The following is a 17752-nucleotide window of genomic DNA, read 5'->3' on the forward strand; positions in this document are numbered from 1 at the left end:
CCCGATAGCAGCCCCGACAGCAGCCGCGCCCTCGTCGAATCCGACCCCTATGCCGCCGCCACCGCGACCTCTTCCCAGGAATCCGGTTCCCAGGAGTCCGGTTCTCAGGATTCTGGGCGCATCGTCCCCTACACCGGCAGCATCGACAGCGGCAACTCCGGCGCCACTGGAGGTCTCGGCGGCCTCGGTACTGGCAGCACCAGCAACGCCAACTGGCCCGGCGCTGGCGCGCCCGCACCCCGCCCCCGCCCTCCTGAGCGCTGGGAGCGCTTCCAGCACCTCGCCGACAGCACCGAAAACGGCCTTAGCGCCGAGGCGGAACGCGCCGTGCGGCATCGCATCGCCCTTGGGGAGCTCCTCGGCATGCCGCTGGAGCGCGAGAACTCACCGCTGGAACGGCAACACCTGGAGGCGCGCATCGGCGGCCTACTGCGCGGAGTCGATAGCCGCATCGTGCTGCAAGAGCCCGAGCTCTATGGACTGATCTTCGCACCGAGCTGGACCGACATGCAGAGCAGCGACTACCGCCACCAAGTGCTTGCCAGCCGTGTGGCAGTCCCCACTGCGATGCTCGCCGTCTTCGCCGGCGTCGTCCTCGGCACCCTCGGCTGGATTGAGCAACGGGCCGACCCGCAGATCCATCGGCAGCTCGACGCACAGCAGGAAAGGTACCTGCAGCGCCTCAGCGCGGCCGAAGCCGCGCGACCGAGCCAGGCCCGCCTCAACGAACTCCAGGCGAGCCTAGAGCTCTACGAGCGCGAGCGGCAATCCCTGCGCCTTGATCACCTGCTGGCCTGGATCAGTCGCGAGATCCCGGAGGATGGCCAGATCGTCCGCCTGCAAATGCAGCCGGCTGGAGAGCTGTCGACGCAGCAGACGCGCGGGCGGCGCGCCGCCCCCGAGCCGACGACACCCCAAGGCCCACCGGAGGCATTTGTTGCCGAACTTAAGATCGTGCTGCACGGCGACTTCGAACGGACCCGCAGCCTCGCCGAGTCGGTGCTCGATCGCCTCGGCAAACGGGTTCGACTCGCCGAAAGCAACTTCTCTTACGACCCCGACCTGGGACAAGCAGGGGCCGGCGTATTGAACACTCGGCTGCAATTCAGGGCGCAAGAGATGGCCCCTCGGGAAGGAGAAGAACACCAGCTAGTGAGCCAATCAGCTAGTTAGTCAATCAGCTAGTTAGTTGTTTTATTCACTCACGAGCTCGTTAGCAATTAGTCCGCCCCGGTAGACGAGGAAGGCAAGCATGGCGACCACAACAGGGGAAGCAGAGGAAGCGGGCAAAGCACAGCACGGCGCACCGGGCGACACCGCAACCGCCGGCCCCGCACCCGACGCCGATACCGACGCCGCAACCACTGCCGCAGTCAGCCGGCCGATCGGCCAGCTGTTGCAAGAGGCGGGCATCATCACCCGCGAGCAGGTCGAGTACGCCCTGCAGATCCAGCGCATCAGCCGCGAACGGCTCGGTAACGTCCTGCAACAACTGCGCTTTGCCACCGATCGCGAGGTCGCTACCGTGTTGGCACAGCAAGCCGGCCTGCCCTTCGAATCGCTCGCCGGAGCACTGCCCGACCCCGAGGTGCTGCGCCAGCTCCCCTACAACTTCGCCCAGCGCTACGAGATCTTGCCGCTGCGCTTTGTCGACGGCCAACTCGAGGTGGCGATCGCCGACCCCTTCGATAGCGCCGGCACCAGCCGCGCCTCGCGCTTTACCCGCTACCCACTGACGCTGCGGGTCGCCCCACGCGGTCGCCTGCGACAGCAGATTCAGCGCCTCTACTACTTCGCCGAGCACCCGATTGATGCCGAGGTCGAGCGCATCGCCCTTGATGCCCGGGCCGGTCGCAACTACTCACCCGAGCGGCTGACCGAACTGTTGATTACCGGTGCGGTCGAGGTCAACGCCTCCGATATCCACTTGAACCCGACGCCGATCGCCTCGCTCGTCTCCTACCGGATCGACGGCGTGATGCAGTTGCGCTACGCGCTGCCGGCGGCGGCCCACACCCGGCTGGTCTCGGCGGTGAAGGTCGCCGCCAACATGGATATCGCCGAACAGAACCGCCCGCTTGATGGGCGGATGACGTTTGAGTTCCTCGGCGAGCGCTTCGATCTGCGGATCTCGACGGCCCCCGAGCGCAACGGCGAGTCGATGGTGCTGCGGGTGCTCTCCGGCAGCGGCGAGCTGATCTCGACCGAGAACGTCGGCTTCTTCCCCGATCAGATTGAACTGCTCCACCGCATGGTCGATATCCCGTACGGCCTGCTGCTGGTCACCGGGCCGACCGGCTCCGGTAAGAGCACCACGCTCTACGCCGGAATGCGGCGGATCAACTCGATGGAGAAGAACATCCTCACCATCGAAGATCCGGTCGAGTACGACATGCCGCTGGTGCGCCAGGTCTCGGTCAACGAGCGCGCAGGATTAACCTTCGCCTCGGCGATCCGCTCCTTTTTGCGCCACGACCCGGATGTCATGCTGGTCGGTGAGATCCGCGACCAAGAGACCGCGCAGCTGGCGATCCGCGCCGCCCAGACCGGCCACCTGGTCCTCTCGACCCTACACACCAACGACGCCGCCGGCGCTATTGTGCGGATGCGCGATTTGGGGATCGAGAGCTACCTGCTCTCCTCGTCGCTGGTCGGGATCTTTGCCCAGCGTTTGTTGCGCCAGCTCTGCCCCCATTGCAAAGAGGCCTATACGCCGAGCGAGCAGGAGCGCGAGCGCTTCGGCTTGCAGGTGGAGACGATCTATCGGGCACAGGGGTGTGAGCGCTGTATGCGCACCGGGTATCTAGGACGATCGGCGGTCGGTGAGGTCATTGAGATGGATGACGAGATTCGCGCGCGCATCGATGAGAACGCCAACGCCATGGAACTGCAGCAGCTTGCTGTTGAGAAGGGGATGCGCACGCTGTGGCAGTCGGCCCTACTGCTCGTTGAGCAGGGGGAGACGGACCTTACGGAAGTTGAACGGGTGATTCGCTGATATGCCGCTTTACATCTATAGCACCGTCAGCCGTAGCGGCGCCCTGGAGCGCGGACGCGGCCGCTTTGACGACTACGAGGCGCTGGTACGCGACATTGAGTCGCGCGGCGAGCTGCTCTATAACTTCGTCGCGGTGCCCGACTTCCTCGCCGGCGTGCTCACGCGGGTGCGCTCCAAACCGCGCCCGGCGGAGGTTGCTGAGTTCTGTAACACGCTGGCGATGTACATCGGCGGTGGCGTCGATATTCAGTCGGCGCTTGAGGACATGTTGGCGGCGAAACGCTCCAGAGCCATGGGGCGTTGCCTGCGTGAAATCAAGCAGTACCTCTACTCCGGCTATCCGCTCTCCGCGGCGTTGAAGCAGACCGGCGCCTTTCCCGATATCGTGATCAATATGGTGGCGATTGGTGAGGACTCGGGTAACCTCGACCGCACCCTCGCCGATGCCGGGCAACACCTGGAGCGGGTGATCGCCATCCGCGGTGCGGTGATGCGCGCCTCGCTCTATCCGATGGTCTCATTCGTAGTAATGATCGGGGTCGTGATCTTCTGGCTCGCCTTTATTGTGCCGCAGCTGGAGCAGGTCTTTGCCTCTTTCCAGTTTGAACTGCCGGTGCTGACCCAGCGGGTGCTCGCCTTCGGCGATTGGTTTGCCGAATACTGGCTCTGGGTGGTTGTTGGCTTGGCTGCCATCCCGTTCGTTATAAAGTCCTCTCGCCAGATCAAGTTTATAGCGCGCCTACTGGATGCCATTTACTGGCGCCTGCCGATCATGAAACGGCTGATCCGCGGGGCCGAGTGGGCCTTCTACTTCCAGTATCTCGGACTGACTTACCGCTCTGGGGTCGTGATTACACAGGGCCTTGAGGTGGTGCGCCGCTCGGCCGGCAACGAGTTCTTCCGGCACCGCTTGGCACCGATTGAAGAGGAGTTGCGGGCTGGGATGTCGCTGCATCAGTCACTGGGGCGTACGCAGCTCTTTGAGCCGTTGTCGGTGCGCATGATCGGCCTCGGTGAGCAGACCGGTAATCTTGAGGAGCAGCTAGGCAAGCTGGCTGACATTTACTACCGGCGAGTACAGAACTTGGTTGAGGTCTTCAGTAAGCTGATCGAACCGGTCATCATCGTTGTCATCGGGATCATTTTTGGCATCTTTGTGCTCGCGCTGCTCGGTCCGATCTACCAGTTTGTGCAAGAAGCCGTGGCCATGTAAGACCGTGACCCGGTAATGCAAGGGGAAGAGGCATGAATCGTTTCATGTATCGTTCGGGACTGTGGCTGCTTTTCGCAGCGCTGGTGCTCGCTGCCGGCTTGGGCGTCTACGCCCGCGGGCAGATCGACTCGGTGTCGTACAGAGAGGTCCAGCTGTCCGAGGCGGAGCGAACGCTCAGTCGGCTTGAGGCGCAGATTCGTGAATACCAGGCGGCAATTGAACGGCTGGGGTGGGAGCCGGAACTGCACGAGCGGCGACGCGAGGGGGCGCAGTTGAGCACGCAGTTCTCACGCGATCAGCTCGTGCTGCTGCAGGAGATGTTGGCTGCCAATTACGAGAGTCCGGGGATCTTCTCGGTTCGCACCTTCCTGATTGAGCAGCAGCAAGGCCAGCAGCGCACGGGGGTCGATCAACCGCCGGACTACCGGATCGACTGGACCGGAGAGCATGTGTGGATCTTTGAGGAGCCGCCGCAATGAAGGGGTACTTGTTTTTTCTCGCCCTACCGCTGCTCGGATTGGTGGGTTGGTGGACTGGCTTGCTCACCGTGTCGCCTGAGTCGGCCCCGCCGCCGCATGCCGAGTCGTTCGAGTTGCCCGATGGGATTCGAGATGCAGAGCTGACGCCGCGTGCACCTACACCCGAGATTGAACTCGCTGCCTTCCGGGCGCCGCCGGACGCCTATCCTCCGCCGGTTGTGGCTGACGCGGACGACGACGCTGCAGAGGCCGAACCGATCCCAACGGCGGCCGAGCGGTTGGTGCTCAGCGGCATCATGTCGATTGATGAGCGGCGCCTGGCTCGACTCGGCGGACGGATTGTGAGTGCCGGTGATCGTGTCCAGGAGTACCGCGTTACCCAGATTATGCACGACCACGTCGTCGTCCACGGGCCGCTGGGACGCGAGGAGGTCCACTTTCTCGATCGCCCGCTGACGGATCCTGAGCCGACGCGGGCATCCCGGGATGAACGCAGCGAGCGGACTGAACGCACCGAGCGCACGAGGAGTGAGAATGGTGACGATCTGCGCCGTGGGCTTGAGCAGCTGAGAGAGCTGCAGGAGCTGCAAGGAGAGCTTGAGTTGTTGATGGAGGGGCCGACCGGGCCGGCCAACCGGGCGACGGGCGATTGCGGCGATGCGACCTGGAGCGGGGTAAGCTGGGGCGAAACGGCGTGGGGCGAAGCGGCTCGTTGCGAGATGGCTTGGGGCAAAACGGCGTGGGCGGCGTGGCATACGCACTATTCATCACTGAACAATAAAAGCGGGTAAGCGGGGAGCGTAGGATGAAAAGCACCACTAGAGAGGGCCTGATCAGAGGGGGCCTGATCAGTGCCGCTGCACTGCCACTGCTGCTCGGTGGATGCGGCACGTTCGATACGCGGGAGCGGCCCGCATCGGGGACGGAGCGAGTACCTGATAGCGCCTATGAACGGATCTTGAACGATCCACGGTTGACACCGGAGCGGCCGCAGGCTGATCCCGAAGCCGAACAGAACGAGCGCGGTGAATCATCTGGCAACGAAAGGGGCAATGACGCCCAGACGCAGCCGCTTGATCGCAGCTTACGGATGCCGCAATCGGTGCAACAGAGTTCCGATGCGCATCTGCCGGCAGAGGTGCGCGGGGAGCGCTACAGCTTCCGGGCCGAGGATCTGCCGGTGCGTGAGGCGCTGCGGATGTTCGGACGCATGTACGACCTCAACATCTACGCCGACCCCGATGTGCGGGGTACGGTCGACGTCGATTTTCGGAGTCTGCCGCTTGATCAGACGATGCGCTTGCTGCTCTCGGGCAGCGGGCTTTACTGGAGCTGGGAAGATGGGGCGATTCGGGTGCGACGCACGGTGACCCGCACCTTCGAGCTCGACTATGTACGCCTCGATCGCGCTGGGCAGATGAGCGCGCAGGCAGCGGTTGAAGCTGGAGGCAGTGGCGGCGGTGGTGGCGGTGGTAGCAGCGATGACAGCGCCGAGACCTCCATCACCTCCGAGGTGACCAATGAGTTCTGGAGCGAGGTCGAGGAGCAGTTGCGGGAGCTGCTCTCCGATGAGGGGCGACTGGTCGTCAACCGTCTGACCGGCACCGTACAGGTCTCCGATATCTATCCACGGGTGCAGGATGTCGAGTGGTTTATTGAGGCGCTGCAAGGCTCGATGAACCGACAGGTGGCGATTGAGGCGCGGATCATTGAGGTCGATCTGCGCGACGATCAGGCACTTGGCATCGACTGGTCGCGCATCAACTTCCGCAACTTCGGCGAGATCGGCAGCTCAAGCATGATCGGCATGAGCGGCAACACCGGGCCAGCGGGGCGTAGCGACGGCCGCGCAGAGACCCTGGTGATTGACTTTGATGATGGCTCCTTCGGGGGGCTGATCAACGCCCTGCAGGAGCAGGGTGATGTCGCAACCGCGCGTGCGGACGCTGAACAATCAGCCGGCGCTGATCAAGGTCTCGACCGATCGGGCCTTCTGGCAACGCGACGTGACGCGCTTTATCCAGGACGGGGTGCAGGTCGTTGAGGTCGACGAGACGCCGATGAACTTCAGCGAGGGGCTGATGATGACGGTGACGCCGCAGATCGCCTCTGATGGTCGAGTGATGCTCGATATTGCACCGATGATCACGCGACTGCTCGATATTTCGACCTCGCCGAGTGGTGATAGCAACGCTCCGGTCTACGATCTGAAGCAGACGAGCACGTTGGTTCAGGTCGGCGATGGCGAGACGGTGATGATCGGCGGCTTGATTCAGGATAATGTGGCGTTGACGGAGCGTCAGGTGCCGCTGCTCGGGAGCATCCCGCTGCTTGGACGGGCCTTCCGCAGTGAGTATTGGGCGAGCACGCGCACGGAGTTGGTGATCTTCCTGCAGCCGACGGTGATTGGCCGGCCGTTGTAGGTTGGCCGTTGTTGGTCGGTTGTGTCGTTGGTCAGTTGCTTTGTCGGTTGTGTCGTTGGTCAGTTGCTTTGTTGGTTTTTTAGTTGCTTGATTGGTTGGTTGACTGTTTTAGTTGGTTTTTTGGTTGGTTTTTTGGTTGGTTTTTTGGTTGGTTTGTCGGCTGGTTAAAGTTGGGTGAAGTGAGGAGTAAGGCGTGGATCTGGAGGCTTGCTACCGTGAGCTGGGGTTTACTGGCTCGCCGTTTAGTATCACGCCGGACACCGAGTTCTTCTACCCCGGTGGTCAGCATACCGCCGCCCTCTCCTGCATGGGCTACGGCATGGCGAGCGGCGGCTTTGCGCTGCTGACCGGTGAGGTCGGGCTCGGCAAGACGCTGCTGTGTCGCTATCTGCTGCGCCACCCGCCGAGCGGCGTGCAGACGGCCTACATCTTTAATCCGGCGCAGAGCTACGAGGATCTGCTCTCGACGATTTACCACGATCTGACTGGGGAGTGGCTCTCGGGGGTGACGGCGGGGCCGATGCAGCGGGCGATCTACGATCACTTGTTGCAGATGGCTGCGGAGGGGCGGCGGGCAGCGGTGGTTATCGACGAGGCGCACCGGTTGGCGCCGGAGTTGCTGGAGTCGCTGCGGCTGCTCTCTAACCTCGATACCGAGAAGCAGAAGCTGCTCTCGCTGATGCTGGTCGGGCAGCCGGAGCTTGATCGAACGCTGGCGCTGCGGGCGATGCGTCCTTTGGCTCAGCGAATCGCGCTGCGCCACCACTTAGTCCCCTTCAACCGTAAAGAGACCGAGCAGTATATCCGTCACCGGGTGTTGACGGCGCGCGAGCGTGACTTCGACTTTGAGTTTTCGCCCTCCGCGGTCTCTGTCATTCACCGCGCCGCTCAGGGGGTGCCGCGGCGAATCAATCAGATTGCCGATCGGGCGGTGCTCGGTGCCTTCGCCGCCGATACCCGGGAGGTCGGGTGGCGGTTGGCGCGGCGGGCGGCGCGCGAGGTGCGCAAGGGTACGGGGATTTAGATGAGTATTGTCGAGGATGCGCTGCGCCGGGTCGAGCGAACCCAGGCTGAGCAGGCGGGGAGCGAGGGCGAGCGGCAGCGGCCGACGCTGCCACGCACTGCGGGTCGGCGGCGGCGCTCGTCGAGTGGTAGCAAGTGGCTGTGGGCGGCGCTGTTGACCGCACCGGTGGTCGGCGCGGGGGCCTTCGGTGGCTATTGGATTGCAGGTGGCGGCTGGCCGGCGGGTGACGGCTGGCCGGCTGGCGGTCCGGGGCTGTGGTTCAGCGACGAGGCCGCGGAGCGGGAAGCGTCGAAGGGGCCGGAAGAGTTGCTGGCGCAGCGTGCGGAGGCGGAGCGAAGCGACACCGCTCCTGAGGGCCTGGTCGAGCGCCCTGGCGAAGAGCGTCTGGCGGACCCTGCCGAAGGCGAAGGGGTCGCCGCGGACGAGGCTGTTCGCGACGGATTTGTAACGGGGGGAGTTGGAGCGCCCGGGGCGACGGCGGGGCGATCTGCGGGGCCGTCGGCAGGGCCGTCGACGGGACTATCGGTAACCGAGACAGAGGGAGCGATTGCGGCGGGGGCGATTGCCGAGGATGCAATCGCGCCGACTGAAGCACTCGCCGACCCGCGCTCTGGGCGTGCGGAGCGTGCTGATCGTGCTGAGCGCGAGTCTGCGTCTGAGCGAGCGGCGGAAGAGCGAGCGGCGGGAGAGCGAGAGGCGGCTGCCCGGACAGCTGCCGCTGCGGGCGATCGCTTCGACCCCGAAACGTGGCATCAGCCCGGCCTTGAGAAGCTGCGTGCCGGTGACTTTACGGGGGCGACCGAGCACTGGGCAGAGGCGCTGAAGGCGATGGTGGAGCGGGAGCCGGAGCGCCCGGTGCTGCTGATCAGCGCCTATCACAACCCCCGTATTGGTCGGCTCCATCTCTCACGCCACGTTGAGGCGCATACGCTGGTGATGGTGCCGGGGTGGTATCGCAACCGACCCGCTTACTACATGCTAGCGCTGCCGGAGCCGGAACGGATTGAGGCGGTGCGTGATCGCCTGCGGGTCGCTCTCGAATTAGAGTGGATTGGCCAGCACAGTTTGCGCGGCTTGATCCGGCGGATTGAGTGGCATGAGCGTGGGCTGGTAGCGCCGGGTGAAGATAGGGATGGGGGAGCAGATGGTGGGGGAGCAGAGAGAGCAGCAGAGAGAGCAGAGAGAGGGACAGGCACGACAGCAGAGAGAGCAGCAGAGAGAGGGACAGGCACGACAGCAGAACGAGCAGCAGAACGAGGAGAACGAGGGACAGGCACAACAGGCACAACAGGCACGGCAGGCACAACAGGCACGGGCACAACAGGCACAGGCGTAGCAACCGGGTCGGTGACTGCGATTGTTGACCGCGAGCGTTTTGCGCACTTGCTCCAGGATGGAGCGCCTACAGAGAGCCGGCCGCGCGCCGATGAGCAGCGCAGCGCACAGCGTGAGGCGCGCCGTCGGCTCGGTCGTATCGAAAGCACTATTGAACAGGGGCGCTACCAGCACGCCGCGGAGCAACTTGTTGATCTTCGAGAGCAACTCTCCGATGAACACGAGGTGTGGTTCTGGTCGGCCGCCGCTGAGATCGGCCTTGGCAACTACCCACGCGCCGATCACTTCCTGCGTCAGGCGTTGCAGCGCAACCCGCGCCACTTTGAGTCGTGGGTGCAGCTTGCCGTCCTTGCACAGGACGCCGGCGAGCATGAGCAGGCTCTCGATTATTTGGATGAGGCGCGGCGGCTGCGCCCCGATCACCCGAGTGTGTTGTTGAATCGTGCCTACTCACACGATAGCCTCGGGCGTGGTGACTCTGCACGGCGTGACTATGTCGCTTTTATGGAGCAGACTCGCGGTCAGGCTGCGTATGCGGCTCAGCGGCAGTGGGTGCGGCAGCGTCTGGCAGAGCTTGAGTGATCAACGACCCCCCGCCTGAGCGGGAGTTTATGACTGCTTGTGATTACTAATGGTTACTAGGTTGATCAGCGCGCTGTTGTTTTCGCTGTTGTTACTTTTGCTGCCTTTGCTGCCTCTGAGTGCCGGTGGCTCCGCTGTGGCTCGTGCTGAGCTGAGCGATCCGACGGCGCCACCGGCGCTGCGGCAAAAGGCCGGATCGGCCACTCCGCGCGCTTCGCCCCCCCCGCGTGTCACCATGGTCCGTCTGCACGGTTCTGACGGCGCTGACCGTATGGCCTACATCAATAACCAGTGGTATCGTAGGGGAGAACACGTAGGGTCCTTCTACGTTGAGCAGATCGACAGCGGTGGCGTCACGCTGAGCGGTCACGGGGAGCGGTACCGTATCCCCTTAACCCGTACGGAGGTCATCAAACAACCGCGGAGCGATTGAACAGGGCAAGAGCGGAGCGGACCGACCGATTCGTCGGAGCCTTCGGAGTCGACGGAGCCAACGGGAACCGATAGAGCCGACAGGACCGACGGGGCCAACGGGAACCGATAGAGCCGACAGGACCGACAGGACCAACGGATCGGTAGAGTAGACAGACCGCTAGAATCTGATTGAGGAGTGACCGTGCACCACTTGCGTGCTGCTGCTGCGCTGCCCCCCCCGGCCCCGCGGCGGTGCTTGTTGGTCTGCTGGCGTGTGCGCTGTCGGCGGGCAGTTGTGGCTGTGGCCATGGCGCTCCTGCTGGCTGCGGTATTCGCTTTGGGCGGCTGCGGCACGTCGCCGGAGTCGCCGCCACGTGCAGCTGAGAGCGAATCGCGGGGCGAGCGCGCTGCGGAGCGCCTTACCGGTGACTCTCCTGCCGACGAGGCGCCACCACCCCCCGAGTCGTTAACAGCCGCGCTGCGTGATGCCGCGGTGAGTGCCCCGCTTGCCTCTAGAGATCGTCTGTTCGATGACCTGGCGGAGCAAGAGCCGCGTTTCGACCTGCACGCCGACGAGGTCCCTGCCCGCGCCTTTTTCCAGGGCTTGGTGGCCGACACCCCGTACAACATTGTGATTCACCCCGATATCGAGGGTACGATCTCGTTGCGGCTTCACGATGTCTCGATTCCCGAGGTGATGGAGAAGGTCCGGGATGTCTACGGCTATGAGTTTCGGCATAGCGAAACCGGCTACGTCGTCTACTCTCCGCGATTGGAGACTCGCCTCTTCCGCCTCGATTTTCTGCATGTAGAGCGTCAAGGCCGATCTGGGATTCAGGTCAGTGCCGGTACTTTGGCCAGTGATAACGACGCCCTCGCCGGTAGCAGTTTGAGCACGGAGTCGCGCTCTTCGTTGTGGCGTGATCTCGAAGAGCTTCTGAGTCGTTTGGTGGATGATCAGGGCACAGATGGTGGTCGCGTGACGGTCAGCCCGGAGGCCGGCATTGTGGCGGTGCGGGCAACGCCGGTAGTGCTGCGACAGGTCGAGGGTTTTTTGGAGGAGTTGCAGGGGGCGCTGCAGCGCCAGGTCGTTCTTGAAGCGCGCATTCTTGAGGTGGAACTGGAGGACGGCTTTGAGCGCGGTATTGAGTGGGAGCGTGTGGGGGATTCGCTGCGCAGCGCCCTCCTCCCCGGCACCGGTACTAGGGAAGTTGCCGATAACGCCTACCGGCTGCGGCTTGAGCGGGACGGATCGTTTAACGCCATTATCCGCGCGTTGGAGCGCCAGGGCAGTGTTCAGGTTCTGTCAGCGCCGCGTATTTCGACGCTCAATCATCAGAAGGCGGTGATTAAGGTCGGGACGGATGAGTTTTTTCAGACCGATGTCAGCATCAGCCGCAGCAGCAGCGTCGACGGCGGCGAGCGCTTTGTCGATATTATCCCAGATTTTGAGCCTTTTTTCTCGGGCATTGCCCTTGATGTGACCCCAGCGATCGACCGCAACGGCTGGGTGACGCTGCACGTCCAGCCTTCGGTGACGACGGTTCGCGATGTCCCGCGCACTATCGAGACCCATGGCCAGCGCAGCGAGTTTGCTCTGGCCCGCAGCGATGTTCGACAGGCCGATACGATTGTGCGGGCCCGTGACAGTGAGATCGTGATCATCGGCGGGCTCATTGAGGAGCGCGAAGAGCAGACAACCAGCCGATTCCCATTGTTGGGGCGAATTCCTCTTTTGGGGCAGCTGTTTACCCGTGAGCGCAGCCACAGCAAGAAGTATGAGTTGGTCATTCTGTTGCGCCCTCACTTCGTTGGCGATGAGACGTGGGGGCGGGAGTTGGAGCAGCAGGATGAGCGGCTACGGCGTTTTTTTGATCCGTAGAGTGATCCGTAGAGGCCCCAGGCCCAGGCCCAGGCCCAGGCTCAATCTCAGGCTCAATGTAGGGAACCAGCTAGCTCAGACGCTGGAACGAACCCAGCTGCAGGTGCAGGCCGCCGTACTATGTATCTAGAGCATTTCGATTTACTCGACTATCCGTTTCGGCTCACGCCGAATACTGGCTATTTTTACGGGCGCGCGAGCCATCGTGAGGCGCTCGATATGCTTCTTGGCGCACTCGCGATGGGTGAAGGCCTGATCCGGGTCACGGGTGAGGTGGGAACCGGTAAGACGCTGCTCTGTAAAAAGCTTATGCGCGCCCTGCAGGAGCATCACGAGGGCCACTGGTTCGCCCGCGTGATCCCCAATCCGGCCCTAGACGCCGACTCGCTGCCGCGGGTGATTGCGCACGAATTCGGTCTGCCGGCGGCCACTCACGATACCCCTCATCATCTGCTGGCCGATCTGCACATCCATTTGCAGAAGACTGTGCGCGAGAACCGGGGAACTGTTCTGCTGATCGATGAGGCGCAGGCGATGCCCGACGAAAGTCTGGAGATGCTGCGCTTAATCACCAATCTGGAGACCGAGGAGCGGAAGTTGCTGCAGATCGTGCTGCTCGGCCAGCCGGAGTTGGAGGTGCGGTTGGCGCAGCCGCACTTGCGCCAGCTACGGCAGCGCTGCACCTTCAGTTATGCGTTGCAACCGTTACCGTCTACCGCGATTGATGACTATTTGCAGCACCGTCTTCAGATTGCCGGACACCGCGGTAGCCCACTCTTCACGGCGGCCGCCGTCCGCTTGCTGGTGGAGAGCAGCGGCGGCGTTCCTCGTACGCTCAATGTCCTCGCTCATAAGGCGCTGCTGAGCGCTTACGGCGAAGCGGCGAGTTGTGTCGATCATCACCACGTCGATGATGCGATTGTCGATACGGATAGCGCTGTGGTACCGAGCCTATGGCGAAGGTTGCGGTTGCGTGTTGCGGCTAGGGAATCGGTCGCGTGAGGTTGTTGAACCGGGTGATGGTATGGGCTTGTTGAACCGGGTGACCGTATGAGCCTGTTGAACCGGGTGATGGAGCAGCGCCGGGGGCATCAGGGGGCTTGCGGTGGCGGTGGTGCCTGTGGCGCTGGTGGTGCGGGGGGTGCCGAGAGTGCGGGGGGTGTGGGTGCTAGCGCCCGGGGCGGGAGCCCTACGAGCGGAGGGGGTAGAGCTAGCCGTGGCGCTGGCGCGAGCGGGGGTGTACGCGCTGCCTTCTCCGCAAACCGGGCTCTGCAGGTTGAGCAGCGCCGGTGGCGGCGCGGTCGAACGGTGAGGCCCTTGATCTTTTTTGCTGCTGTGCTTGCCGGAGGCGGTGTGGGCATCGCGCTGCAGTCGTCGGTCGTGTCGTCGGTCGGGCGCGTCAGCCAAGTCAGCCAAGTCAGCCAAGTCAGCCAGGACCAGGAGCTTAGCCAGAAGGAGCTTAGCCAGAAGGGACAGGCACTCCAGGCGCTCCAGAAGGGACAGGCACTCCAGGCGTCGCTGACGGAGGGGACTGAGGGGACTGAGGGGACTGAGGGACAGGCACTCCCACAGGACTCTAAGGGACAGGAAGAGGACTCTAAGGGACAGGCACTGGGAGATGGAGACTCTAAAGAGGCTCAAGGGGGACAGGCACTATCACACCATCGCGCCGATGGGGCTCAGGAGGCTCAGGAGACTTACGTGGCCCATGGTCGAACTGAAGGAGAGCCTTCGAGTGGCCACTTTAGTCGCGAAAGGAATGCGCCGAGTGCTCAGCGACGCGCTCAATCTCTGCTCTCGCAAGGACGCGCTCAGCTGCGTGCGGGCGATTTAGCCGCTGCCTCGCAGACCTTCCGCCAAGCTTTAGAGCTTGACCCTGAAAATCATACGATTCGGCACCACTATGCCGAGCTGCTGCTCGCTACCGATCGACCGCAGCGGGCTCGGCAAGTGCTTCGGGAAGGGCTGGCCCGTGCGCCAGATCACCCAGAGACGGCGCATTGGTATGCGCAGTTGGCTGAACAGCATGGGGAGCCGGAGGCGGCGATTGCCGCTTTGGAACGTGCCCATAGAGCCGGAGGGGGGGCAACGCCGAGGGCGTTGACGGCCTACTTGGCGACTCTCTATCGGGAACAGGGGGCGCATGCCGACGCTGTTGCGCTCTACACGGAGCTGGCTGCTGCGGAGCCGAATCGCGCGCTCTGGGCGGCCGGTTTGGCGCTGAGCAGCGAGGCGCTGGGTGATCACCAGACCGCTCTGCGGGCGTGGCGCGCGGTGGTGGAGCGTACTACTGATGCCGACCCCAGCATCACTGACTACGCCCGTGAACGAATTGCGGCTTTGGAATAAGCGGCTTTGCGGTGGGTGATGGGCGATGGGCGATGGGCGATGGGCGATGGGCGATGAGTAATGGGTGGCTGGCAATGGGTGGCTTGGCAATAATGTTATGGGCGTGAATAGACTCCGCGGCGCCGCTGCTAGCCTTTTGAGGCTTCCGGGCCTGCGCCGACTCGCCGGCCACACTGTGCGCACTGACCTGCAGGTCGGTGTGCGCTGGTGCGCCGACGGGATTGCAATTGCGGTGCTTAGTGGCGATGGCACCACTCTGCACTTTTGCGACTGGCGTGCGGCGGAGACGCCACAGGAACGGGAGAGCGCCCTTTTTGTTTGGGTTACCAACCACCATCTGCGCGATGTTGCCACGACCATCGTGCTTGATGAGGGCGATTACCAGCTGCAGCAGCTCGATCTGCCGGGCATTCCCGATGAGGAGTTGGCCAATGCCGCCCGTTTTCGGGTCAAGGATCTGAGTCGCATCCCGCTGGCCGAGGCGGTTGTGGCCGCTTATCGCCTGCACTCTGATCGTGCCACCGATGGCGGCAGCATGGTCAGTATCGCCATCGCTGAGCAGGCGCGCGTTGAGGCGCTGGTCGCTGCCACTGCCGCAGCGGGACTGAGCCCGCAGCGGGTCGTCCACCGAGAGGTGGCGATGATTGGCCTGGCGCTGCAGACCCCTGACCCCGGCAGCCGTATCGCGCAGCTGCTCATTGACCACAGCACCGGGGTGGTCACACTCTCGCGTGACGATCAGCTCTATCTGGCGCGCGGTCACCATTACGGTACCGCCCGGTTGGCTGAGGCCGAGGTGAGCGAGCGCGAAGGGGTGATCTTGGAACTGCAGCGCTCGCTCGACTACCACGACAGCCAGCTTTCGACCGCCCGTGCAGCGCAGGTGCTGCTACTGCCGACCTCTTTTGACGCTGCCCCCCTGCTTGATGAGTTGAATGAGAATTTGCCCGTGCCAGCGGCGCAGCTCAGCTTAGAGCACATCGTTGAACTGGCCGCTGAGTCGGAAGCGGAGGCGCTGCTGCCGCCCTCCCCCGAGGTTCAGGCGCGGACGATTCTGGCTGTCGGGGCGGCTCTCCTGCCGCCGCTGCCGTCGGGCGCTCTCCTCTATCGGCCGCAGCCGCGCGAGATCGATTGGCTGGGTGCCGAGGCCATTGCCGCCTACACTGGGCTGTGGGCGGCTCTCTGCACGACGGTGGCAGGCGTTTTGCTCTATCAGGCGGCGCAGATTGAGCGGCAACAGGCCGAGCTGGAGGAGGAGCGGACCGAGTGGGTCGCTAACGTAGAGCGCTTGGAGGAAGAGCTCGCCGCCCATCGGCCAAGCACGCGACTTGCGCGCCGTCATGCTGCCCTGGAGCAGGAGCTGCAGCTGCGGCGACGCTTTGCGGATAAGCTGGAACGGATGGAGGCACGCCAGCTGGAGGGATTTTCACCGCTGCTGGAGGCGCTGGCTCGGGGCCGAGTCGAGGGGCTATGGCTGACCCACTTTGAGCGCTCTGGCGAGGCGCTTTATCTGCGTGGGCGCGCTCAGAAGCCACGCTATGTAGCTGAGTTTCTGGAGCAGCTGGCCGAGGAACCGACTTTGCAGGGAGCCGATTTTGATGGCTTTGAGATCATACGGCCGGCGGAAGAGATGGATGAGGCGGCTGAGGGGCGCGGGGGAACGGCCGGGGAAGCAGCGAGAGGAGCGGCTCGAGGGGCGACCAGGGACATGGTGGAGTTTAGGATTTCGACTCGGAGGCTGGAGCAGCAAGAGTAGCAAGGGGATCATCGAAGATGTCTGATATCGCGGACTGTCTGCTCGTAGCCATCTTGGGCTCTGAGGTTTTGCCGTGATGACGGCGGCCTGGGAGCGTGTGCGGGCAGCGATTGAGGAGCGCTCCACTCGTGAGCGTGTCTTGTTGTTGGCGGCGGCTGGGGTGCTGTGTGGTGCAGCCGCTTATTTTGGAGCGATCGAATCTTCGCTTGAGCGCGGTGCTGCGGCAGAAGCCGAGATCGGCGAATTGCAGCAGCAAATCGCCACCGCAAAGATACGGCGCGCGGAGATTGAGGAGCAACTGGCTATCGACCCTGATGAGCGGCTGCGTCGGGAGATCGATCGGTTGGAGGAGGCGCTGGCTGAAATCGAGGCGCACATCGCCGGGGAGATGCCCGACTTTATCGCTCCGCATGAGATGCGGGCGGTGCTGCGCGGGGTATTGGACGAACACTCGGGCATTCGCTGGGTGCATCTACAGCGACTGCCGGCCGAACCACTCCTGGAAGCTGATGCCGACGGAGAAGTGCCGCCGATCTTTCGCCACCCGGTCCACCTGGAGGTCGAGGCGAGTTATATGGACACGCTGCGCTTTTTGGAGGCTCTGGAGGCGCTGCCATGGCAGCTGGCCTGGGACCGGATGGAATACACCGTGGCCGAGCACCCACAGGCGCGGGTGACAGTGCGACTCTATACCATCTCTGGGCAACGGAGTTGGCTGGGGCTGTGACGGGCTGGGGCTGTGACTGTCCCCCGAGTGATTGCCACCACGCCACCACGCCACCACGCCACCACGCCACCACGCCACCACGCCATTGTCCCGGAGTGAACCGCGGAGTGAACTGCCGCACGGTCGTTCCCGCGTGGTACAATTTTTTCCGACTGAACGAAACGCACCGTCGCCGACCCTTGGAGCCCGTCGCCATGACCTCGGCAGTCGCCTTCTACGAAGCGTTAACCTCTGCCCCCGATGACCGCGCCCGGGCACGAGTGATCGCGGAGGCGTTTGAACGCCTTGAGGATCGCTACCCGCACCTGCCCGACCTTGCCACTCAGGCCCACCTGCGCGAGAGCGAACTGCGGCTGCAGAAGGAAATCGAACTGCTCCGTGCTGAACTCAAGTCCGATATCGAGCAGGTCCGCGCCGAGCTCAAGTCCGACATCGAGCAGGTCCGCGCCGAGTTGAAGCTCGACATTGAGCAGTTGCGTACCGAGGTGGTGCGGATCAAAGCCGATCTGCTCAAGTGGCTGGTGCCGCTGTTGCTCGGTCAAGCCGCGCTGATTGTAACACTCGTTAAAT

At 63.5% G+C, this 17752-nt stretch carries 16 protein-coding genes; all 16 read left to right on the forward strand.

Annotation, left to right across the window (positions count from 1 at the left end; all coding sequences use genetic code 11):
* A partial coding sequence (locus tag CKO15_RS11715; protein WP_200196477.1) for a hypothetical protein occupies window positions 1-1173 on the forward strand: 1173 nt, incomplete at its 5' end.
* Window positions 1174-1252: 79 nt separating this feature from the next.
* Window positions 1253-2998: a GspE/PulE family protein gene (locus tag CKO15_RS11720; protein ID WP_200196479.1), complete on the forward strand. Its 1746-nt coding sequence runs from the start codon at window positions 1253-1255 to the stop codon at window positions 2996-2998.
* A 1-nt stretch (window position 2999) separates the two neighbouring features.
* Window positions 3000-4211 carry a type II secretion system F family protein gene (locus CKO15_RS11725; protein ID WP_200196481.1) on the forward strand — a complete coding sequence of 404 codons (1212 nt, stop codon included), beginning with the start codon at window positions 3000-3002 and terminating at the stop codon, window positions 4209-4211.
* Window positions 4212-4243: 32 nt separating this feature from the next.
* Window positions 4244-4690 (forward strand): hypothetical protein, encoded by a 447-nt coding sequence (locus tag CKO15_RS11730; protein WP_200196483.1) that lies wholly within the window; start codon window positions 4244-4246, stop codon window positions 4688-4690.
* Window positions 4687-5481, forward strand: a complete 795-nt coding sequence (locus tag CKO15_RS11735) for a hypothetical protein (protein ID WP_200196485.1) — start codon at window positions 4687-4689, stop codon at window positions 5479-5481. The genes CKO15_RS11730 and CKO15_RS11735 overlap by 4 nt, the downstream gene beginning before the upstream one ends.
* Window positions 5482-5495: 14 nt before the next feature.
* Window positions 5496-6734: a secretin N-terminal domain-containing protein gene (locus CKO15_RS11740; RefSeq protein WP_200196487.1), complete on the forward strand. Its 1239-nt coding sequence runs from the start codon at window positions 5496-5498 to the stop codon at window positions 6732-6734.
* A complete protein-coding gene (locus CKO15_RS14190) occupies window positions 6628-7113 on the forward strand; it encodes a type II secretion system protein GspD (RefSeq protein WP_338036058.1) in 486 nt (161 codons plus the stop codon). The genes CKO15_RS11740 and CKO15_RS14190 overlap by 107 nt, the downstream gene beginning before the upstream one ends.
* 193 nt (window positions 7114-7306) lie before the next feature.
* The gene (locus CKO15_RS11745; protein WP_200196489.1) at window positions 7307-8137 is read left to right on the forward strand and encodes an AAA family ATPase; all 831 of its coding nucleotides are present in this window, start codon (window positions 7307-7309) and stop codon (window positions 8135-8137) included.
* Window positions 8138-10054 carry a tetratricopeptide repeat protein gene (locus CKO15_RS11750; RefSeq protein WP_200196491.1) on the forward strand — a complete coding sequence of 639 codons (1917 nt, stop codon included), beginning with the start codon at window positions 8138-8140 and terminating at the stop codon, window positions 10052-10054.
* 136 nt (window positions 10055-10190) lie between these two features.
* Complete coding sequence (locus CKO15_RS14195) at window positions 10191-10487, forward strand: general secretion pathway protein GspB (protein ID WP_200196493.1); 297 nt, start codon at window positions 10191-10193, stop codon at window positions 10485-10487.
* Between the two features lie 288 nt (window positions 10488-10775).
* The gene (locus tag CKO15_RS11760) at window positions 10776-12350 is read left to right on the forward strand and encodes a type II secretion system protein GspD (protein WP_242464762.1); all 1575 of its coding nucleotides are present in this window, start codon (window positions 10776-10778) and stop codon (window positions 12348-12350) included.
* 120 nt (window positions 12351-12470) lie between these two features.
* Window positions 12471-13352, forward strand: a complete 882-nt coding sequence (locus CKO15_RS11765) for an ExeA family protein (RefSeq protein ID WP_200196497.1) — start codon at window positions 12471-12473, stop codon at window positions 13350-13352.
* Window positions 13353-13667: 315 nt separating this feature from the next.
* The gene (locus CKO15_RS11770) at window positions 13668-14699 is read left to right on the forward strand and encodes a tetratricopeptide repeat protein (protein WP_200196499.1); all 1032 of its coding nucleotides are present in this window, start codon (window positions 13668-13670) and stop codon (window positions 14697-14699) included.
* Window positions 14700-14802: 103 nt separating this feature from the next.
* Window positions 14803-16455 carry a PilN domain-containing protein gene (locus CKO15_RS14555; RefSeq protein WP_200196501.1) on the forward strand — a complete coding sequence of 551 codons (1653 nt, stop codon included), beginning with the start codon at window positions 14803-14805 and terminating at the stop codon, window positions 16453-16455.
* Between the two features lie 76 nt (window positions 16456-16531).
* Window positions 16532-17182, forward strand: a complete 651-nt coding sequence (gene gspM, locus CKO15_RS11780; RefSeq protein WP_200196509.1) for a type II secretion system protein GspM — start codon at window positions 16532-16534, stop codon at window positions 17180-17182.
* 194 nt (window positions 17183-17376) lie between these two features.
* The coding region (locus CKO15_RS11785) for a CCDC90 family protein (protein WP_200196511.1) at window positions 17377-17752 on the forward strand (376 nt) is incomplete at its 3' end.

The sequence above is a fragment of the Halorhodospira abdelmalekii genome, from assembly GCF_016583625.1.
GTDB lineage: Bacteria > Pseudomonadota > Gammaproteobacteria > Nitrococcales > Halorhodospiraceae > Halorhodospira > Halorhodospira abdelmalekii.